This window comes from Listeria sp. MAN/IMW/UF464, from assembly GCF_058683955.1.
The window spans coordinates 60,243-81,979 of the sequence record NZ_JBZWZP010000003.1; the positions used below are offsets into that span (position 1 = coordinate 60,243).

Consider the following 21,737-nt stretch of genomic DNA (forward strand, 5'->3'; position numbering starts at 1 on the left):
TTTCACCTCAAGACTTTGCCGGTTGTTTTAGAAATTCGTTATATGGACGTAACTCATCCAATTCGTATTCTATAACCGTCTCTTCTTCGGGCAAACTCACTTGTAGGATTCTAGACAGCAAGTTGATTCCCGAAACACGTGCTTCTACGCCTTCTGGAGTTTTTACTTTTACACCAACATCTGGCATTTCACGTTTTGCTTGCTCATATTCATCATTCTCGTATTTCAAACAACACATTAACCGTCCACATAAACCAGAGATTTTTGTTGGATTAAGGGACAGGTTTTGGTCTTTGGCCATTTTGATAGAAACTGGTTCGAAGTCGCCTAGGAAAGTGGAACAGCAAAGCATACGACCACATGGGCCAATCCCACCAAGCAATTTCGCTTCATCACGAACGCCGATTTGGCGCAGTTCGATACGAGTCCGGAAAACAGACGCTAAATCTTTCACGAGTTCCCGAAAATCAACGCGACCTTCCGCAGTAAAGTAAAAAATAATTTTGTTTCGATCAAACGTGTAATCCACATCCACCAAGCTCATGTCTAACTCACGCTCACGGATTTTTTCATCACACAGTAAAAAGGCTTTCTGACAAGAGTCGCCATTTTCAGCGACACATTTATAATCTGCTTCTGTTGCAACACGAAGTACTTTTTTTAGCGGTAAAACGACATCTTCTTCGTCCACATAGCGCGGTTCAATGACCGTTTTCCCAAATTCGATACCTTGTGCATTTTCAACGATGACACCTTGGTTTTCTGTGATTTCCAGATCTCCAGGTGAGAAATAATATATTTTACCAACGTCTTTAAAACGGACGCCTACAATTTTAAGCATGGCGATTACCTCCCTTGGATTTCAAGAACTAACTGCTCCATTAGAAGTTGCGTGTTCATATTGGAATCCAGTTTTGATTTCGCAGCGAGAATCTTCTCGATTTCCCCTGTGGTTTCGGACAGTGACTTACGTAGCGCATCTTGTCCGAGCATTTCTTTTTGCGCAGTGCAAATAGGTTCGTAGTTCTCATCAAGCGTAAGATGCAGCCTATCGCGGTAAAGCAGTAACAATAATTCGAGTCCAAGCGCCATCTTATCTTTCTCTTTAAATAGTGGCATCCATGATTCTTGAATGATAATTAATGGGCTCGTTCCTTGATGGTGTATTCCTTCGTATAACTTGATGACAACATTTCTTGCATCACTAAACCAGTCACTCTCTTCAAACGTCTTCGCTTCTTCTACGCTACCAGTAATACTAGCATAAATCCGCGCTTTTTGTTCGGAAATGCCCGCAGCCGTTAGTGAAGCTACGAGACTATCAAAAGTTAGTGATTTAAACGTGACAGGTTGCAGTCTTGATTGAATTGTTGGCAAAATTTGCCCAGGATTTGTCGTTAAAAATAGTAATAACAAACCGCCTTCTGGTTCTTCTATAAATTTCAGCAGACTATTGGCTGATTGCACAGTCATTTTTTCTGCATCGTAAATGATAACTACTTTTTGATCTGATTCCATCCCGCGTTTACTTAATTCTTGCTTAAGCGCGCGAACCTGATCTATTTTAATACTAGCTCCATCTGGCTCTAGCAAATGAACATCCGGATGATTATGACTCGCTATTCTTATGCAATTGGCACACTCGCCACAAGCAAGGTTGGTTTCAGTCCGCTCCAAACAAAAAAGACTCTGAGCTAACCAAAGTGCTGTGCGTTTCTTGCCTGTACCTCTTGAGCCTTCTAATAAATAGCCGTGAGATAATCGGTTTTCGCGGACACTTTTTGAAAAAATCTTCATGACCACTGGTTGCATCATTGTAAGTTCATCCTGTAATCCCACAAAAAACTTCCTTTCTATCCATATTGTAATATTATACCATGACAAGGCTTAAATAGCTTCGGAATTTTAACAAAAAAATAACGACTAATTTGTTAAATAATATTACATTTTCAATAAATTAACTTTTTTTCCAAAATATAAATGGACAGTACACCTTTTTGGGCATAGAATAAAAGAAAAGTATTATACTTAGACTTAAAGGGGTTGTCTGGTATGAATGAAGCGAATGGAAGTATGGAACTTTATTTAAGGGCCCATACAGAAGAAATTATTAACAACTGGCTTTCGAAAATTTATGAAAATGAAAATACGTATACGAGTTTCGTTTATTCCCCGCGATATAAAGATGAACTTCGCGCAGATAGCGAACAAACAGCTGACCTAATCATTTCTTACTTCACAGGTAAAAAGGCGTTCTTTCTGAAGCTTGATAAATGGCTTGATAACATGTATGCACGTCGTATGGAAAATGAAGTTCCTTTGCCTGAAGTAATTACTACCCTAGATAAACTACGCCGTGAATTTGTTTCGGCAGTTAACGATTTTTGCATCCATAATGATGAGGTTTCTAAATGTGATTTTTCTTCCAGCTTAGCGATGGTTAATCACGGATTTGACCGAATCAATGAAGCTTTTTCTGCAATGTACTATAACGATATTGTGAAACATTTAGAACAACAACATCGTTTAATTGAGGAAATTAGCACTCCGGTTATTTCTATAACTGACAAATTGGCGATACTTCCTTTAATGGGAGGAATTGACCGTGAAAGAGCAGATAAATTAACTGAAATCACTTCTAAGAAATGCGTTCAACTAGGCGTTGAGCAACTTTGTATTGATTTATCAGGAATAACTTACTTTGACGATGCACTGGGAGACATGCTAAATAATTTAGTAACTGTTCTCAAGCTTTTAGGTGTCGAGGCTTTCATCTCTGGCATTCAACCAAAAATGGCACAACAAATAAATCGAGTGGATTTAAATTTATCAATTCCAGCTTATCACTCATTAAAAGCTGTTTTACAAGATCAAACTCGGACAATATAAAAAAGGAACCGAAAGCGACTATCTCTGTGCTTTTGGTTCCTTTTTTATTATTTTCTTCTAAATGCAATTAATCCAGCGGTAGAAATCGCTACGAGCAGGATTCCGAAGCCGCTAGCAAATGAGCTATCTCCTGTTTTTGGTAATGTTGTTGGTTGCTCATCTGAACTTACTATTTTATCTGGTACTACTGGTGTTTTTGGCACAGTAGGTTTTTCCGGAATATCAGGTTTATTTGGAATTATAGGTTTTTCTGGAACTCCAGGTATTTCAGGTTCTTTCGTGTTTTCTTTTGTAACAGTTAAATTAAGGTGTGCTTCACTAATAGTAAAGTTAATCGGGGTGGCATCAAGGATATAGCCAACCGGCGCTTTTGTTTCTACAAGTTGATAATCCCCAAGCGCAAGATCTGTGATATTTAGCTTCCCAGCGTTATCCGTGATTAAATTAGATTGCAACGTATTACCAGCATTATCTTGTAATTCAAATTCCGCCCCTGCTAAAGTTGCTTTTGTTTCACTATCTTCTTTTATGAGTGAAACAGAGCCTTTAATTGCCTTATTTTCTTTTGAAACAAATATAGCTTGGTGGGTGGCATCGATTGTAAATTCTACTGGTGACGCATCTAATACGTATCCCGTGGGTGCTTTTGTTTCGATTAATTGATATGTGTCGTACTTCAAGCTTGTGATAGCTAGTTTTCCATCGGTACCAGTTGCAAGGTTTTCTTGCATTACTTTTCCTGCTGAGTTGACTAATTTAAATTCGGCATCTGCTAGAGGGTTTCTCTCCACGGTATCGTCTGTTTTAGTTAATTCAACAGAACCGGTTGTTCCTTCTCCGCCACCGCTACCGCCAGATGTCGGGGTCGCTACTTCGATTTCTTGGGTAACATAGTTGTCGCCAGTTAGTTGTCCTTTATTTGTATAACTAGGGGAGGCTCCGTTGTCAGTGGAAGTAGTATAGTAAGAAATTTTTACAGAATCTGTTAAATTCCCTAGGTTTACTTTAAAACCATCTGTTGTTTGAATGATGTCTGAGGACGGGACTGCAGCTCCTGGGGTGAAATTATCATCAGGGTCAAACTCGCCGTGTACTGCTTGGATAGAATTAAAATCAATTACTTGTTTAGGTCCAACAAAATCTTCATAAACAGCATTTTGAATGTTTTCTTTGGCATAATTAACTCGAACTACCCACTGGATAAGTTCCGGGTTTTTGGCATTAGCCCAGCCATATTTGTATAAAGTTTCGGTTGGATCGATTTGATTTTTCCCGCCAACTTCTACGGTAATAGTTTCTGTAGTGCCATTTACTGGAAATACTAATGGAACTTTTTCGTTTCCTTCAACTAAAGATTTATCCCAGTTACTCCAAAAATCAAGATAACCGCTAACGTCTGAGTTTTTTTCTACAAAGTCTGTAAAAGTAATGACTACTTTTCCGGTGTCTTTAGTTGCGACTACATTCCCTACTACATTGCCTTTATGGTCTTTCAATGAAAAATCTAAATCTATTACTATTTGTAGTTCTGGAGGTAATACAAACTGCATTGTATCCCCTGCCTTCACATTACTCGAATTAGGGATTGCCCAAGTATAATGAACTTGAACACTATCATAATAACCAAAATCAGTTGTTGGGTTACCATCTGCATCTAACAATTCAACTGATTGCAAAAAACTAGAGCCATAGTCAGTTGCTGCTTTAACAAAGTTAGTTTGAAATAAAACATTTGCAAGTAAGATAACGCTAAGAAGTGCTAAACCTATTTTCTTTAGATTACGTTTTAAAATGACGCGCTCTTTCATAAAAACCATCCTTTTCAAATTAATCCCAATAAAATATTCTTACTAATTCATTGTGAGTATACCGTAAAATTTATCTCGATTGACGTTTTTTCGGAAAAATTCCACCTATTTGTGAACATTTTGCGAACTTTAGTAATAATTATTGACCTAAAAAGAAGACCTAGATGATTTATCTAGGTCTTCTTTTTTATTTTCGTTTTATAAGAAAACCGCTTATTGACAGGGCTAGAAGAATCATTCCCAATCCCGCCCAGTTTTGTGTATCGCCTGTTTTTGGTAACTTTTTAGCTGCGGATATTTTGTATAATTTTGGACTTTCTTCACTTTTTTCTGATTGCACTGGCTTTTCAGGGACAATTGGAACTTTTGGTTCAATTGGCACTGGTTGTGATGGTATTAGCGGTGTTGGAGGCGGTGTGGTTTCTGCCTTATTTTCTTTGGTTACTTTAACAACCTGATTATTTTCTCCATAGATAATTTCGAACACGACGGGACTAGCATCAAGTTCATAACCAATTGGCGCATTAGTTTCCACAAGCTGGTACGTGCCTGGGACTAAATCAGTGACTTTTAACACGCCGTTCTCATCTGTTGTTAAGCCTGTTTGCAAAGTCTTTCCGTCTTTATCTTGTAATTCGAATGTGGCTCCTGCAAGTAGGGCTTTTGTTGCGGCATCTACTTTAGTAAGTTCTACTGCGCCGACTTCCAAGATGTTTTCTTTTGTTACTTTTACTATTTGATCTGTTTCATCTGCAATAATTTCAAATGGAACGGGACTGCTGTCTAATATATAGCCGGTAGGTGCACTTGTTTCGATAAATTGGTAATTGCCAGGCACTAGGTCAGTTACCTTTAAAATACCATTTTCATCTGTTTTTAAGTCCGTTTGAAGAACGCTGCCGTCTTTATCTTGCAATTCGAATGTGGCTCCTGCAAGTAGGGCTTTTGTCGCGGAATCGACTTTAGTAAGTTCTACTGCGCCGACTTCCAAGATGTTTTCTTTTGTTACCGTAATTTCTTTATTATTTTCGCCAATTGTAAATTCTACTGGCGTGCTATCCAGTTTATAGCCTGTCGGGGCTTTTGTTTCGATTAATTGGTAGGTAGCGAATTTGAGGTTAGAAACGTTTAATTGGCCGCTTGCATCTGTTGTGATATTTTCTTGTAAAATAGTACCATTTGCATCGACTAATTTAAATTCTGCTCCTTCAAGAGTTGCTTTCGTTTTCGCATCTTGTTTTGTTAGTGTAACTGAACCTGTTGTGCCGTCCGCTCCACCTCCACCACCGGATGCTGGGGTCCAAGTAGATGTTTGTTTCGTTACAAAATCCTCGCCCGCTAACTTAGCAGTGTTGTCATATTGAGTGGATTTCCCGCCATCTGTCGCAGTTGTTGTATATGAAATTTGTACCGAGTCCGTTAAATTTCCCAATGTAACGCTAAAGCCATCGGTTGTCTTAGAAAAATTGGTATTTGAAATCGGCGTGCCTGCTGTGAATACGCGATCAGTTGAATAGGTTCCGTGAAAAGCTTTGATAGAGTCAAAATTCAACGTCTGCTTTGCACCGATAATATCAGTAAAAACGGCATTAGGAATATTATTTTGAGCATAGTTCACGCGGACAACCCAATGAATTAAACTCGGATTGTTAGCATCAACCCAGCCATATTTGAAAATCGTTTCTGTTGGGCTAACTGGTGTTTTTTCACCAACATTGACATCTACATTAGTCGTGCTGTTCTCAAGAGGAAATTCTAAATTAATTTTTTCGTTCCCAGTAATTACTTTTTGATTAAATGTAGTCCAAAAATCAAGTTCACCTTTAATATCTGAATGTTTTTCGACATAATCACTAAATACGATTGTTACTTGGTTAGTTGCTCGTTTTACTGTAGCAGTTCCGACTGTTTGGCCTTTACTGTCTTTCACGTCAAAAGCAAGATCTGTCGCGAGTGCTAACTGGCTTGGTAATGCGAAATCCATTGAGTCGCCTGCTTTTACATTTGTTGAGTTAGGAATCGACCAAGTGTAGTGCACATTCATATTATCGTAATAGCCAAAATCCGTTTTAGGCGTACCATCTTTATCTAAAAGTTCTACTGTATTTAAAAACTCAGATCCGTAACTCGTTGCTGCTTTTACAATGGTCGTTTGGAAAATCGTGCTAGCTATGATTAAAACACTTAGAAACGCTAACCCTACTCTTTTTAAAAGATTTCCGTTTTTACTCATTACAAATTCATCCTTTACAATTGAAGTTTTGTTATTATCAAATATCATATGACAATAGAGCAACTCCAATCTACCTCACTTCCCGGAAGTATCGCACTATAATTAACAACTTTATGGAGATTTAGTGACAGTTTGATGAGATGATTTGTAATGCTGTATTTAATTAAACAACAAAGCCGAAACTCCTCTATAGAAAGTTTCGGCTTTGTTTTATGAAAAGGCGCACTTCATAGCAAGCTCCGTCATTGCAACCATCGCTTGGTACGCTTCTAATATATCTTCCGCTTCGAACACAACGGTAGTTTCATCAATGATTCTAGTTTTCGGGACAAGCGCTGCCCACTCCGCTTGACCGTAATTACAGAACTCTATTTTTAATACTGTTTTTTCTGGCGGTACCAGTACAGCGGCTTGTTTATGATTTAACGAAAGCGCCACTTTTTCGCGGATGATTTTCTCTGCTTTTGACTTAGAGAAAGCTACTGCGGACGAACGGGATACCGCTTCTTTTACAACAGCTGTCTCAATTCCAGGTATAAGCTCTTTCGCCTCACGAGCAATATAATCATCGCCAGAAACGAGAATAACCGGGACTCCGTATGCTCCCGCAACATATGCATTTAAGCCAAATTCGCCAATTACCACGTCATTAATATAAAAATTACGAACGCCTGAGATCATCGAGTGGCTCATTACGCCTGGTTGACCAGCACGCGAATGATAACCGATAAAAACAGCCGCATCCGCGCTTGAATCTAACCCTTGCACCATCGAAAAAGGTTTTACGTCACCAGTGATGAGTCTTGCTTCTTCGTGTAAATCTTCTATCAATATATTATTCATTTTTGAATGACTATCATTCACGATAATATCATCATATCCTGCTTTTAAAGCTTCTTCTACTACCCAGTTAGTTTCTTCTGTCATTATTTTTTGTCCTCTAGTATAATTTCGCATACTAGAATCAACAAAAGTATCATCAGGAAGTCCATTTATCCCTTCCATATCTACGGAAATCCAAAGTTTCATTTTGCTCTCTCCTTTTATTCTACGTAAGCACCTTTATAGGAAAAGCTTGTTCCAAAATTATGGTGAACGATTCCTTTTACAGTATCTTTTTTCAAATTACATACTGCAGTTTGATAGAGCGGGATCATTGCTGCATCGGTTTCTATTAGTAATTTTTCGGCATCAATAAAGGTTTCCCAGCGTTCTTCTGGTTTAGTTGTGAGTGTTGTTGAAGTTGCGTTTATCATTTTATCGTAATCGGCGCTTGAATATCCGCTCGCATTATATGTGTTTCCCGTTGTGTAGTTTCCTAGGAATGTAAGTGGATCTTGGAAATCGGGACCCCAGTTTGATAAAACGATTTCGTATTTTTGCTCACGTGTTAATTGCAATAAGTTCTTTTTAGGGACGGTTTTCAAGTTTACTTTTAAGCCTGGTAATGCGGATTCTAGTTGACTTTGTAGGTACTCGCCGACTTTTTTGCTTGATTCTAAATCAGAGTTAAGCAGTTCTACAGTCACTTCACCGCCACCGAGTTCTTGTTTTGCTTTATCAAAATAGCTTTTCGCCTCAGCTTTGTCTTGCTTCATGTAGTCGCCACTTTCTTTCCGGAAATCTTCGCCAGTTTCTGGATTCGTGACAAATTTTTCTGGAACATAGCCATAAATTGCTTTTGAGCCATCTGCCAAGATTTTCTTCGTAAGTGATTCTTTATCTACTGCAAGGGAAAGTGCTTTTCTTAAGTTTTCGTTAGCTAAAGGTGTTTTCTTCCCATCCAGTTCTTGATTTAGTTTTAGGTGAGTCACGTAGGCATCTAGCTCAGAGTGGTAGTCTTTGTCGTTGCTTTTTTGTGAAGCGTAGTCGCCAGAAAGTGTTGCTACATCAAGTTTTCCAGTGTCGTATAGATTTACTGCTGTGTTCGGAGCTTTTACTACGCTCACTTCGATTTTGTCGGATTTCACGTTCTTTTTATCCCAGTACTCGGGATTTTTTTCCAAAGTCCAAGCTTTTTCTGTGTTTGTCCAGCCTTTCATAACAAAAGGACCGTTGTAAATCATGTTTTCACTGCTCTGCGCGTATTTATCACCCTGCTCTTTTACGTAATCTTCATTTTGAGGGTAAAAGGAGTTGAATGCTAGAAGCGAAGTGAAATAAGGTACTGGTTGTTCTAATTGAATTTCAATTGTATAGTCATCAAGGGCTTTAAATCCAAGTTCGTCCACGCTTTTCTTACCATTTACAACGTCGGTTCCGTTTTTAACGGTGCCATCAAGCAGAAAAGAATACTGGGCGGCGGTGTCTGGGTTTGCTAGTTTTTTCCAAGCGAAAATGAAGTCATTTGCAGTGACTTTCGTGCCATTTGACCATTTGGCATCGTCGCGCAGTTTGATTGTATATGTTTTTTGGTCCTTACTTAACTTCGGCATATCTTTTGCAATTGCCGGAACTGCTTGGTCTTTGTCGTTTAAAGTATAAAGACCTTCAAAGACTTGGCCTTGTTCAGTGAAACTTGGAACGTCTTGCGATAAAGTTGAGTCCATGGAAGAAACTTCAGCGTTTTCCATGATTTTCAGTGTCTTTTTGCCTTGTGATTTGCTCGCTTCGTCTTTATTTCCTCCGCATGCCATTAAAAAGGTTGAGATAGATAGAATCATAATACAAACTAACGCTAATCTTTTTTTCATTTTAGTTCCCCCTATTTTGGTTTATGTCATCTCAGAAAATAATTGTTTGCCGACTGTCTGCATCCAAGCTGTCGCATTCGCTTCTAATCCCGTGTTATTCGTCAGTGCGGCTGCAAATCTGGTCTTTCCTTTATACTCAAAAACGGCCACATCATGCTGGATATTTTTTAGTTCGCCCGTTTTATTTAACATTTGAAGCCCCGAAATCCCGGCTTCTTCCAACGTGCCCGCTAGGTTGGATCGAAATTGCTGATTTAGTAGCGGACGCCGGATAGTTTCTTTTAAGTCTGGATAAGCTTCACTAAGCATCATTATTTTTTGGAAAATGGTCACGGCTGCCTTAGCGCTGATTTTATTTTGCTTTACGGTCTTGAAATCCATCATTTGCCGTTCCAGCTGAATTCCATCTTCCCAGTTGTTTTCACGTAACCATGATTGTAGTTTGGTGATAGTTGCTAGCTCGATTAATTGGTTGGTAGCTGTATTGTCCGAAACAGCTATCATTAAATGCAGTAATTCTTCCAGTGTCCAAATTCTTTTTTGCGGAAGTATTTGGATGATTCCTGCTCCAGCTACTACTTTTTCGCTTGGAATTTGGAAATCCGTTTGTAAGTCTAACTCTTTTTTGGCAATTTTTTCGAAAAAATATAAATAAATCGGTAGTTTGATGACACTTGCAGCAGTAAAAAGCTGGTTTTCATTTTCTGCAAAAAGCACCGTTTCTCCATCTGATATAAAAAGTGCTTTTGAATCAATTATGTTGAAATCTTGATTAATTTCTTGATAATTAGTCAGTTTCATCCACCCCCTTTATCGATGTCTTGAGGTCACACAAAGTTCTGGTTCGTACTTACTGCCTGTGATTTTAGTTAAAATTACTTTGGATCCTGGTGTTTGCGAATGAATCATCTCGTCATTTCCGATGTAAACTCCCACGTGATGGACTTCCCCTTTGCCTTCCTCATAAGCAAAAAACAGCAAATCTCCTGGTTCAGCGTTTGCGTAATCAATTTTTTTCCCTGTGAAAGATTGCTCTGTGGCATCGCGACCGATATATTTCCCACATGTTCGGTAAAGAGTAAACGCAAATCCTGAACAGTCAAAACCAGCACTGCTAATTCCCGCCCAAACGTATGGTAAGTCAAGGAATTGCATCGCCATTTGCACCACGTTGACGCCGATGTTGTCGCCTTGTTTATGTTGTAAATCTACTTGAGTTCGTAAAACGGTCGCTAATCCATGAGGTGTTTCAATCGTGTAGTTATCGTCAGTTTCAGCGATTTTGGTGAAAAGTGTGCCAAATGAAACAGTGCGTGTTTCCCCATTTTCGTATGTAATTTCTGCTTTTGGCACGACAACTGCGATTTTTTCACCAGTATCGCTAGTTTTATCTGTATCTTCTAAGTCAGAAAGAAGCATCCAACCAGGATAACCGCGCTCATCTTGAAAACTTTGTTGGGAAGGAACGACTACTTTTGCCCAGTCGCCCTCGATTTCGTCGACAATTACAAAGTCGTTATAAAGCAAATCTGAGTCAACAAGGCTATCCTCGTATAATTTCATCGCATCTTCTTGGTTAATTTGAACCAAGTCAGTTTCTTTTCTAGCCTCTAAAATATTGGCTAAAACCGGGTTCATTTCATTTTTCCTCCAAAGAAATGCATTACTTTGACTAACTAATTTGTTCATATTATCCCTACTTTCTTTAATAAGCTGGAATGCCAATCCCATCTTCTTCTGTTAAAAGCACTTGTCCACGGCCAATTTCAAGACCAATATCAGCGATGTTTTTACCATGTAAATCCCACATAAACGGCACATCTAAATCATAAAACTTCACTTGTTTGGAAGCTGCCGCGAAATGAGCTGCGGCTGATAAACTTGCATATCCTTCAATCATCGTACCAATCATACAGTCCACATTATAACTGCCCGCTAAATCATGTATCGCTTGCGCTTCTTTGATTCCTGCACTTTTCATCAATTTAATATTAAGCAAATTACAGCATTTTTCGTCTAAAAGTCGTTTAGCATCGTGAAAGCCAAATAAACTTTCATCAGCCATGATTGGAAAACTAGTGTTCGCAGTCACTTTTGCCATACCGGTAAAATCCCAACTTTTTACTGGTTGTTCGATGAAGTCAATTGGAATATCTTGCCACTCATTTAGGATTTGAATGGCTTCATCCGCAGTCCATCCTTGGTTTGCATCAATTCTAAAAGGAATCTTCCCGCCTAACGCGTCATTCATTTGCCTAATTTTTGCTACTTCTATTTCAACTGGATCAAGACCTAATTTAACTTTAAGGGACTGAAATCCTTCTGCTACTTTGGTTTCTGCATCTCGAACCATTTTTTCTGGCGTCCCAATGCTAATGGTATAATCTGTTTCAAGCCCCGCTAAGCCACCGCCGAGGAATTCATATAATGGCTTTGAATGAGCTTTTGCCAGCGCATCATGTAAAGCAATATCAATGGCGGCTTTTGGACTTGAATTATGTACTAATAAAGATTTCATTTCATCTAAAATTGTAAGTTCTTCGTCTAGTTCGCGATTAATTAAAAAAGGACCGAAAATATCATTTATTGCACTCAAAATGCTGACTTCCGTATCCCCTGTTATTACATGCGTTGGAGCAGCTTCTCCAATACCTATAATCCCGTTATCAAAATGAATATAAACTCGTACCACGTTCACATGACTAACTTCCCTAAGCGCCGTCTTAAAAGTAGCACTTAGCTGAATCGGTAAAATGTGTGTTTTAATTTTTGTGATTTTCAAGCACATTCACTCCTTTTTATTTAAATGTCAAACTATTCCTAAAACAATAACAAAGGAACGTTTTTTTGGCAAGATAGCCTCGAGAGAAAAACTTCCATGAATAAATGATTTTCTGCCAACCTTACCAAAAAAACTTCCACATTGTGTTAGTTTTGTATCTTCTATTTTCGCTCATTAAATAAAGCGCTGTCAATATTTATACCTCTAAAGAAAAACTCACATGGAATGTTTTTCTTTTAACGGTCGAGAACGAGCATTTGAATTGCGTTTGCTACCCCGTCTTCATTATTTGTTGTTGTGGTATAATTGGCGATTTCTTTAATATGCTCTGTTGCATTTCCCATTGCTACACCCATTCCCGCATATTCTATCATCGTAATATCGTTTTCTTGATCGCCAATACTCATTACTTCCCCTTGAGAAATGCCAAGTTTGTTCACGAGAAGTTCCAGTGCAGAACCTTTATTGACGCCTTTTTGCAAGAATTCTAGGTTGTAAGGAACACTTCGAACTACATAAAAGTTCTCTTTAATTGTCTCTGGTAAGTTTTTAATAACATCCGTGATTTTTTCTGGCGTATCTAATAACATCACTTTGGAGACATGAATTGACTCAGGTGCTTCTTCTACAGGCAAATGATAGAGTGGCGTTTGAAGCAACAAAGCATCCTGGCATGTAATTTCGGTGATTTTTCGACTTGGTACATACATGTTTTTTCCGTCAAAATACGTTACATTAACATCTTGCGCATGACAAAATGCATAAATTTCCTCTAATTCTGATTTATTTAAAGTAATATCTGCTAATGGTTCTTCCGTCGCCGTTTCTAGGATAACTGCTCCATTAAAGGTAATCGCATAATCACCAATGTCTAAAAGATCTAGTTCTATCAAGCTTTTTTTAATTCCAGCAAGTGGGCGCCCTGTACAAAGCACTACTTTGACCCCTTTTTGTTTTGCAGCTTTAATCGCCTCGCGTACAGCTGGGGTAATTTCGTGCGCATCGTTTAAAAGCGTCCCGTCAATGTCTATCGCAATAATTTTATACATAATTTCCTCCTAAATCGACTCATTACATCCATTCTACTAGAAAATCAGTTGTTCCGCCAAAATTCGTTTACTTCTCGCTCGATTTGCAGCGTATTTTTCACTGTCCTGGCATGGTTCCAATGAGCCGGAAACAAAGCTTTATACCGTTCTGTTGCAAAACGTTCTTCTATCAGTAAGACAACGCCTTGATCTTTTTCGCCGCGAATAACACGTCCTACCGCTTGAAGGACTTTGTTCATACCGGGAATCTGATACGCATAATCAAATCCGCGCCCGATTGTTTCATTATAATAATCTTTAATTAAATCAGATTCAACGTTCATTTGCGCAAGTCCCACGCCTACGATTGCCGTTCCAATTAAGCGTTCCCCTCGAAGATCAACGCCTTCAGAAAAAACGCCTCCTAAGACACAAAAACCGACGAACGTTTCTTCACGCCCCGTTTCAAAAGCTGCTAGAAATTCCTCGCGCTCTGCTTCGTTCATAAAAGATTGTTGTTTTTGCGCTCGCACTTCGGGATATTTTTCGCTAAACAATTCAAATGCCGTTTCTAAATATTGGAATGATGGAAAGAAAAACAAATAATTGCCTTTTTTCCCGGAAAGCATCGCATAAAGCGCATCAATAACTGATTCCAAACTATTTTCACGCCTTTGATACTTTGTACTAATATAATCCGCTACCATTAAATGCATATTATTCTGTTTAAACGGAGACGCAAAAGTAAGACGACTTGTATCATTATTTCCACCAAGTAAATTCGTGTAGTAATCAATCGGTCTAAGCGTCGCTGAAAAAAGTACTGAACTAGCACCTAATTTCAATTTCTCTGAGAGTAAAAACGCCGGATCTAAGCATAGTTGTTTTATCAGCACATCGGACCGATTCCGCGTAATTTGAGTCACATAGCGCTTATCGTATAGCTCAGCAATCTTTAAATACCTTAAACTTTCAAAATAAAGCTCCAGTACATCTGCTTGAGCTTTTGCCTCTGTATTTTTTGGCAACCAGTCTTTTGCTACATAACTAAATTTTAAAACAGCTTCATTCCAATCGGACAAGGCTTCTTTTTTAACATAGATCGTTTTATTTTCTTCGGCTAGTTGCTTATTTAGGGCAATCATTATTTTATTCATTGCCGTTACTGAATTTAGTAGTTTTTTATCGGTTTTTTTGTCTAATTCACGTTTTACTTGCATGATGATTGATTTACTTAATGTCGCCGAGAACATCGAACGAGCTCGGTCCACCAAATTATGCACTTCATCCACTAAAAAAGTATATCTGCCAGGTCCATCCGCAAAAAAACGTTTCAAATAAACGACTGGGTCAAATAAATAGTTATAATCACACACAATTACATCACAAAAAAGCGCCACATCAAGCGATAACTCAAACGGACATAAAGTATATTTCCGGGCAAATGCTTCGACGACCGACCGAGTTATAGTTTCTTCTATTTGCAGCATATCGAACAACGCTTCATTCAAGCGATCGTAATAGCCACGCGCAAATTGGCAGTGCTCCGGGTCACATTTTCGTTCATCTAAAAAGCATATTTTATCTTTTGCTGTGATTGTAACACTTCTTGCCGCTAGTCCTTTACGGCGCATTTCATCTAAAGCATCTTCGGCAACCTGTCTCGTAATTGTTTTTGCTGTAAAATAAAAAAGCTTGTCTGCCTTCCCCTCGCCCATTGCTTTTACACTGGGAAATAGCGTCGACATTGTTTTTCCAATTCCCGTAGGCGCTTCACAAAATAGCTTTTCATCATCCATCGCTGTCCGATAAACGGCAATTGCTAGCTCTCTTTGACCACGTCTATAGCCATCATATGGAAAAGTTAATTCTTGAATAGATTTATTTCGCTTCATTTCCCAAGCTGCAGACATTTTTGCCCAAATAGCATATTTTGAAAGCAAATCGTCCACAAAAGTACTCATTTCCTTACGACTCATGACTCGAGTGAATTGTTTCACTTCTTTATCGGCTACTTGATAGTACGTTAATTGAAGCGTGACTTCTGCTAAATCAGACTTCTCCGCTAACATGAATCCATAACAAATGAGCTGGGCCCAGTGCAGCGGGCGAAAGTCTTCAGTAATTTCATCCATTTCTACCTCGGTAGTTTTAATCTCATCTATCATTTCTCCGTTTATGACGCCATCCGCTCGGCCTTCAAGTGTAAAAGAAATGTCATCTATTACTCGTACAAGCTTTAATGATACCTCGGCTTCGTATCCTTCTCCTGCTTCTTTTTGGAGTAATTGATGAATTTTCGTCCCTTCCAAAGCGCGATCTGAACTAGTCATTCGGCTATCAATACTGCCGCTTTTTAAGACAAATTCTACTAAGCGCCTCACTGAGATTTGTACGTTTTTCATCAATAATCCTCCTCTATTTTCCAGTAGAATTATAACACAGAACCTACGTTCGCATCAATTTTAATTTTTTCTCCCAAAAGTCCAAAAATAGTCAACACTATCAATTAAATAACATTTTTTTGTGCTTATCAGCATTATACGATTTAAATAATTCACATTTTAGAAACATTTATTCATGAAATACTACTTTACTCCATACAATCGAGTTTTTTGTTTCTGATACAATTATTTATACAAAAGTAAAGACATAAAAAAAGATTGGAGTAATCATTATGCCTAAGTCATTGTATAATTACCACGAATTCATTCACCTATCTCATGACGGAAGAATACCCTTTGAGAAAATAGAAGTTCAAAAAAACGCCATTTTACTAAACAACAGCGCAGATTTAGACAACTATGTTTACCTTATTATTGATGGTTATGTGGCTTTATTTTTAAACGATGGGAAAGAACAACCCAAAATTTATTCCATTCAAGGTGAAGGAGCTTTTTTAAATTATTTTACGTTACTAGACCATAGCATTAATCGTTTTCGATATAAAACACTCTCGAAATGTTTCTTATATAGATACTCAAAACTTGATATAGAATACTTTCTATCTATGTTCCCCGAGAATTTCGGTTTTCAATTTTTCATCATGAAAAACCAGACTACCCATATTTACTTTAAAAGTTTAATGGCGAGTAGTCCGGCTTCTGAAAAACTTATGCTTACTTTTTCCAATCTTGCTCTACTTCATGGTATTCCTACTGAGGATGGTACAGTTATCTTACCTCCCGCAATTAAAACAAGTCATTTACTTTCGTATAGCAACCTTTCAAAAAGCTGTTTTTATAAAGATTTACAATATTTGAAAACGACTAATCAAATCGAAAAACAGGATAATTCCTGGATAATTCATAATAAAGAGCTAAACCTAATGTTGCAAAATGGAGAAACATATATATAGAAATTACTTTCGCGCTATTTTTAATACAACGGTTGCTATTATGAAAAGAATGATAAACATCAGCGTAATGGTAGCACCTGGTGGGGTTCCTAATTGATAAGAAGATACTAGCCCCGAAAACATTCCTATTAAACCAATTAATATTGCGCTAACTACACACATGAGAAACCCTTTTGAAATCCGCATACCAATAGCTGCTGGAAGAATGATAAGTGCAGATACGAGTAGCGCCCCAGCTATTGGCATAATAACCGCAATTGCAATACCCGTAACAACGCTAAACAAAAGAGAAATCAAGCGTACAGGAACACCTTCAGCGACCGCAACATCTTCACTAAAAGTAAGTACAAACATAAACCGTTTAAACACCAGAAACAATACAACAATAGCAATCCCTAGAATGACTAAAAGCTGTACTTGAGCTTTGCTGATGGTCACGATGGAACCAAATAAATATTGCTGTACACTTGTTGTAATTCCGCCCTGATCCAAACTCATCAATACTAATGCCACCGCAAGTCCCCCGGCCATAAGGATTGCAATCGACAACTCCGAGTATGTTGCATAAACCCCGCGTAAATACTCTATCCCAAGTGCTGCGATTACTACGACAATAAGCGTTGTCACACTTGGATTCACATTTAAAACCAGCCCAAAAGCAACTCCCGCAAGCGACACATGCGAAAGCGTATCCGCCATAAGTGACTGTCTTCGTATAATTAAGAAAACCCCTAAAAGAGGAGCAATAATAGCAATAATCATTGAAGCTTGGAAGGCTCTTTGCATAAATCCATAGAGAAACATTTCCATGACACATCCTCCTTTCTAACGAGGCGAATATGCTTATCAACATAATCTTCCATCTCTTCACTATCATGCGTTACCATCAAAATCGCCTTACCGTGCACTTGTGCTTCATGTTTTAATAAATCATAAAAACGAATTTTACTTTGTTTATCCATTGCGGTTTGCGGTTCATCCAAAATTAATATATCAGGATCAGTTGCAAACATTCGCGCCAAACAAATCCGCTGTTTTTGACCTCCAGATAGCTCACCGATACGTTTATGACGATAATCCCACATTTCAACAGATTTTAATGCTTTTTCGACATGGGCATGATCTTTTTCCGTCAGCCGTTTGAACCACTTACCATTTGGAAAGCGACCTGACCTTACTAATTCGAGGACCGTACTAGGAAATCCAGCGTTAAAGGAAGCTATTTGTTGTGGTACATAACCTACTAAAAGTCGTCCGCCGTCTGTATTCTTCTTGGAGAAAGTGACAGAACCTTTATCAGGTTGTAAAATCCCCAAAATAATACGGAGCAGTGTTGATTTAGCTGCTCCGTTTTCTCCTGTTAGTATGATAAATTCTCCTGCGCTGACTTGAAATGAAATATTTTCAAGTACTGGCTCAGATTCGTATTTAAAACCAATATTGGCTATATCAATATATTTCATTTTTATCGCTTCCTTATTTAATTGTTTTTTGCAAGGCTTGTAAGTTTTGTTCCATATAAGCGATGTAATCCATGCCTTTTTTCTGTTCTTTATCGATAATACCTTCGATTGGGCTTAGTACTTCTAATTTTGCACCTGTTTCGTTAGCAAGCGTTTCTGCTACTTTTGGTGATGCTACTTCTTCAAAATAAATTGTGCTGATATTGTTTTCTTTTACATATTTTTGTAATTCTGCTAAACGCGCTGGGCTAGGTTCTTGGTCAGGTGAAAGACCCGCGATTGCTACTTGATGCAAATCATATTCGTTTGCTAAATATTGGAATGCAGCATGTTGCGTTACGAAATCGCGTTGTTTCGCTCCTTCAAAAGCTGTTTTAAATTTATTGTCGAGTGTTTTTAATTTGTCCGTATATTTTTCTGCATTCTTTTTATATGTATCTGCATTCGCTTTATCCGCTTTGCTTAAACCGCTCTGGATGTTTTTCACTTCTTTTTCAGCAAGGACAGGGCTTAACCATACGTGCGGATCATGTTCATGATGATGACCTTCTTCGCCGTGGTCATGGTCGTGCTCTTCTTCTTCGCTACCTTCTAATAGTTTAATTCCTTTACTAGCATCAATTATCGTTAATTTTTTCGAATCTAGGCTTTTAAGTACGCTTGGTACCCACGTTTCCATGTCTTCACTGTTATAAATAAAAACATCAGCTGCCTCAATTTTGGCAATATCTTTGGCACTCGGCTCGTAATCATGCGGTTCAGTTCCGGCATCAATTAACATATCAATCGAAGCATTATCTCCCGCTACATTTTTGGTAAAATCATACATTGGATAAAATGTTGTCACTACCTTGAGCTTATCCCCACTTGCTTTATCAGCACTCGCGCCACATCCTGCCAAAACTAAAACGAACGCCAAGACTGTTACGACTAAAAACGACCATTTCTTCATATTATCTCTCCTTTTTCGTAATGATTACGATTTAAACCTTAAAGCCATACTATGTAAATTTTGATTACGTATCGTAAAACGTAATCATTCTTATTTGCACAAAATATCTTATCATGGGATTTTTTTTGCGTCAAGCAGTTTTTTCAAGAAACCATTAACTTGACTTATCTTATCGGAATACTTATAATAACGATAAATACACAGATAGAAGGGGAGAAAACCATGCATTTTTTAAAGAAAACATTGCCTATTTTTGCCATTTTGACAGTACTTTTACTTACAGCTTGCGGAAATGACAATGATAAATCTGCGACAAAAACTTCCCCGGACAAAATTAAATTTCTTGAAACCAGTGAATTACTGACTTTAAATACGACAGCTGAAGAAGACTTTGCTAGCTTCACCGCACAAAACCAAGTCTTCGAGGGATTATACACACTTGATCAAAAAGATAACTTTGTTCCTGGGGTTGCTGATGGAATGCCAGAAATCAGCGCTGACCAAACGAAATATACCATTAAATTAAAGAAAAACGCGAAATGGTCCGATGGCTCACAAGTAACCGCCGATGATTTCGTCTATGCGTGGCGCCGTGCCGTTGATCCAAAAACCGCACCAGGATATTCCGCGCTCTTTAAAGATTCGATTAAAAACGCCACTGAAATCAATGAAGGCAAATTACCTGTAACTGACCTTGGAGTCGTTGCAACTGACCCAACAACACTTGAAATCACACTTAAAAAACCAGTTCCATACTTCATTTCACTTCTTTCTTTTGAAACATTTTTCCCACAAAAAGAAAGCTATGTGAAAAAACAAGGCGACAAATACGGAACAGATAGTGCGCACACTTTGTACAACGGTCCTTTTGTCATGAAGGATTGGGGCGGCAACATTACGAATAAATGGACTTACGCGAAAAACGACCAATATTGGGACAAAGATAATGTCAAAGTAAACGAAATCAATGTGCAAGTCGCGAAAGATATTAACGCTGGTGTGAACCTTTATAATACAAACGAGGCTGACCGCGTGCCACTTTCAGGCGATTTCGCCAAACAATACAAAGATAAGAAAGATTTCCAAACGGAAAAAGATGCGCTGATAAGTTACTTGCGCATGAACCAAAAACGTGACGGTAAAGCGACTCCGCTTGCGAACAATTCCTTACGTCACGCGCTTAATTTAGCTGTTGATAAGAAACAACTAACGGACCGCATTCTCGGTGACGGCTCATTCCCAGCGAACGGACTTCTTCCAAAAGATTTCGTTCAAAATCCAACAACGGGCGCTGATTTCCGCACAGATAGCGGCGACCATTTAGTTTATAACAAAGAAGAAGCTTTAAAATATTGGAAACAAGCACAAAAAGAACTTGGCACCGACAAAGTAACAATTGAACTGCTCGGCGATGATCAAGAAACAACGAAAACCATTTTCGCATATTTGAAAGCGCAGTTTGAAGATAATTTACCAGGTGTGACGATTAAAGTGAAAAACATGCCTTCGAAGAGCGCGACACAGCTAACTTCTGACGGTAATTACGACTTGTCACTGGCTGCTTGGATGCCTGATTTTAAGGACCCGTGGACGTATAGCAGCTTATTCTTATCCGATTACTTTAATAACCATATGAGTTACAACAGCCCCGCTTATGATAAACTTGTAAAATCAACGGACACAACGCTTGCGACGAAACCAGAAGAACGTTGGAATGCGTTCGTAGCTTCTGAGAAAGTTCTGCTTGATGATGACGCGGCGATCTTACCACTTTATCAACATCAAACAGCAGTGTTGCAACGTACGGATATTACGGGCGTTCAGAAACATGCTTTTGGTTCGCCTTATAGTTATAAGTTTATTCGGGTGGAGAAGTAATTCGCCAGTTTTGAAGAAACCCAGCAATTTTAAAAATTGCTGGGTTTTGTTGTATAAAGTTATATCAATTTCCTCAGCGTCCATCCCAAAATAGTGACGAATAACAAGGCAGTTCACCATCTACTTCTCTTCATATCTCAGAACATCTTTTATATTCCTCAGTAAAAAAGTAAAGTCTTCAAGCGAACATTCTAATCGAGTAAGCTCTTTATCCACTCCATTTTCTTCGCTAACTGCGTCAATTATTAAGACTTTATGGGCAGAACTAGAAATCAAATATTGATTTCCTTCTATCAAGATTTTTGGACATCATAACAACATCTTCAGAATTATGCTTAACTCAACTAGTTGTCAGTTCATCTAACAAATTTTAGTCAGTTGCTAGCTAAATCCTAGCTCTTATTAAAATTATAACGCTAAAATTTTTTCAGCTATTTCATCTTCATTATTTTTAAATAATAAATTCTCTCCAAATGAATCCATGAAAATTTTTCTTATCCCTTTAGCTAGCACATTCACATCAATTTTAGGGTTTTCTATCACAATACTAATTATTTTGTTGATTTCCTGGCTATATTCATCTTTTGGAGCTAAGGGAAACAGCTCTATTGGATCCCAATCATTTATTATTTTTTCTACTTTTTCATACATAA

At 38.2% G+C, this 21,737-nt stretch carries 18 protein-coding genes and 1 pseudogene; 3 read left to right on the top strand and 16 right to left on the bottom strand.

Annotated features, from left to right (window positions below):
* Positions 1 to 7: 7 nt before the first annotated feature.
* Positions 8 to 841 (bottom strand): PSP1 domain-containing protein, encoded by an 834-nt coding sequence (locus AC4PG0_RS10170; protein WP_003772526.1) that lies wholly within the window; start codon positions 839 to 841, stop codon positions 8 to 10.
* Between the two features lie 5 nt (positions 842 to 846).
* The gene (gene holB, locus AC4PG0_RS10175; protein WP_003759912.1) at positions 847 to 1,839 is read right to left on the bottom strand and encodes a DNA polymerase III subunit delta'; all 993 of its coding nucleotides are present in this window, start codon (positions 1,837 to 1,839) and stop codon (positions 847 to 849) included.
* Positions 1,840 to 2,052: 213 nt separating this feature from the next.
* Here holB and AC4PG0_RS10180 point away from each other — a divergent pair, with 213 nt between their 5' ends.
* Entirely contained in the window at positions 2,053 to 2,889 is an 837-nt protein-coding gene (locus tag AC4PG0_RS10180) for an STAS domain-containing protein (RefSeq protein WP_003759910.1), read from the top strand.
* A 47-nt stretch (positions 2,890 to 2,936) separates the two neighbouring features.
* Here the strand turns inward: AC4PG0_RS10180 and AC4PG0_RS10185 are convergent, their stop codons facing one another.
* The 9 genes from AC4PG0_RS10185 to AC4PG0_RS10225 form a co-directional block, all read right to left on the bottom strand.
* The gene (locus AC4PG0_RS10185; RefSeq protein ID WP_492167522.1) at positions 2,937 to 4,697 is read right to left on the bottom strand and encodes a SpaA isopeptide-forming pilin-related protein; all 1,761 of its coding nucleotides are present in this window, start codon (positions 4,695 to 4,697) and stop codon (positions 2,937 to 2,939) included.
* Between the two features lie 187 nt (positions 4,698 to 4,884).
* A complete protein-coding gene (locus AC4PG0_RS10190; RefSeq protein ID WP_492167523.1) occupies positions 4,885 to 6,930 on the bottom strand; it encodes a SpaA isopeptide-forming pilin-related protein in 2,046 nt (681 codons plus the stop codon).
* A 210-nt stretch (positions 6,931 to 7,140) separates the two neighbouring features.
* Entirely contained in the window at positions 7,141 to 7,959 is an 819-nt protein-coding gene (dppA, locus tag AC4PG0_RS10195; RefSeq protein ID WP_492167524.1) for a D-aminopeptidase DppA, read from the bottom strand.
* 14 nt (positions 7,960 to 7,973) lie between these two features.
* A complete protein-coding gene (locus AC4PG0_RS10200; protein ID WP_492167525.1) occupies positions 7,974 to 9,623 on the bottom strand; it encodes a peptide ABC transporter substrate-binding protein in 1,650 nt (549 codons plus the stop codon).
* Positions 9,624 to 9,644: 21 nt separating this feature from the next.
* Entirely contained in the window at positions 9,645 to 10,424 is a 780-nt protein-coding gene (locus AC4PG0_RS10205) for a serine hydrolase (RefSeq protein ID WP_203574766.1), read from the bottom strand.
* Positions 10,425 to 10,433: 9 nt separating this feature from the next.
* Positions 10,434 to 11,312 (bottom strand): C40 family peptidase, encoded by an 879-nt coding sequence (locus tag AC4PG0_RS10210; protein ID WP_492167526.1) that lies wholly within the window; start codon positions 11,310 to 11,312, stop codon positions 10,434 to 10,436.
* A gap of 16 nt (positions 11,313 to 11,328) precedes the next feature.
* On the bottom strand, positions 11,329 to 12,411 hold the full coding sequence (locus tag AC4PG0_RS10215) for a dipeptide epimerase (RefSeq protein ID WP_003772535.1): 1,083 nt from the start codon (positions 12,409 to 12,411) through the stop codon (positions 11,329 to 11,331).
* Between the two features lie 230 nt (positions 12,412 to 12,641).
* Positions 12,642 to 13,454 (bottom strand): sugar-phosphatase, encoded by an 813-nt coding sequence (gene yidA, locus AC4PG0_RS10220; protein WP_003772536.1) that lies wholly within the window; start codon positions 13,452 to 13,454, stop codon positions 12,642 to 12,644.
* A 44-nt stretch (positions 13,455 to 13,498) separates the two neighbouring features.
* On the bottom strand, positions 13,499 to 15,838 hold the full coding sequence (locus tag AC4PG0_RS10225; protein ID WP_492167527.1) for an ATP-dependent DNA helicase: 2,340 nt from the start codon (positions 15,836 to 15,838) through the stop codon (positions 13,499 to 13,501).
* A 272-nt stretch (positions 15,839 to 16,110) separates the two neighbouring features.
* Between AC4PG0_RS10225 and AC4PG0_RS10230 the strand changes: the two genes are divergently transcribed.
* Positions 16,111 to 16,791 (top strand): Crp/Fnr family transcriptional regulator, encoded by a 681-nt coding sequence (locus AC4PG0_RS10230; protein WP_492167528.1) that lies wholly within the window; start codon positions 16,111 to 16,113, stop codon positions 16,789 to 16,791.
* A 3-nt stretch (positions 16,792 to 16,794) separates the two neighbouring features.
* Here the strand turns inward: AC4PG0_RS10230 and AC4PG0_RS10235 are convergent, their stop codons facing one another.
* The 3 genes from AC4PG0_RS10235 to AC4PG0_RS10245 are packed head-to-tail and all read right to left on the bottom strand — an operon-like array spanning position 16,795 to position 19,206.
* A complete protein-coding gene (locus AC4PG0_RS10235) occupies positions 16,795 to 17,601 on the bottom strand; it encodes a metal ABC transporter permease (RefSeq protein WP_010990266.1) in 807 nt (268 codons plus the stop codon).
* Positions 17,550 to 18,254: a metal ABC transporter ATP-binding protein gene (locus AC4PG0_RS10240; RefSeq protein ID WP_003759876.1), complete on the bottom strand. Its 705-nt coding sequence runs from the start codon at positions 18,252 to 18,254 to the stop codon at positions 17,550 to 17,552. Before AC4PG0_RS10240 ends, AC4PG0_RS10235 begins: the two co-directional genes overlap by 52 nt.
* A 13-nt stretch (positions 18,255 to 18,267) precedes the next feature.
* Positions 18,268 to 19,206: a metal ABC transporter substrate-binding protein gene (locus tag AC4PG0_RS10245; RefSeq protein ID WP_492167529.1), complete on the bottom strand. Its 939-nt coding sequence runs from the start codon at positions 19,204 to 19,206 to the stop codon at positions 18,268 to 18,270.
* 222 nt (positions 19,207 to 19,428) lie between these two features.
* Between AC4PG0_RS10245 and AC4PG0_RS10250 the strand changes: the two genes are divergently transcribed.
* Positions 19,429 to 21,084, top strand: coding sequence for a peptide ABC transporter substrate-binding protein (locus AC4PG0_RS10250; protein WP_010990264.1), 1,656 nt, complete (start codon positions 19,429 to 19,431; stop codon positions 21,082 to 21,084).
* Between the two features lie 120 nt (positions 21,085 to 21,204).
* On the opposite strand, the pseudogene AC4PG0_RS10255 reads toward AC4PG0_RS10250, so the two are convergent.
* Both AC4PG0_RS10255 and AC4PG0_RS10260 read right to left on the bottom strand, forming a co-directional pair.
* Positions 21,205 to 21,384: pseudogene (locus tag AC4PG0_RS10255) on the bottom strand (hypothetical protein); the annotation flags it as partial.
* Between the two features lie 108 nt (positions 21,385 to 21,492).
* Positions 21,493 to 21,735 carry a DUF1871 family protein gene (locus AC4PG0_RS10260; protein WP_070285306.1) on the bottom strand — a complete coding sequence of 81 codons (243 nt, stop codon included), beginning with the start codon at positions 21,733 to 21,735 and terminating at the stop codon, positions 21,493 to 21,495.
* Positions 21,736 to 21,737 lie beyond the last annotated feature (2 nt).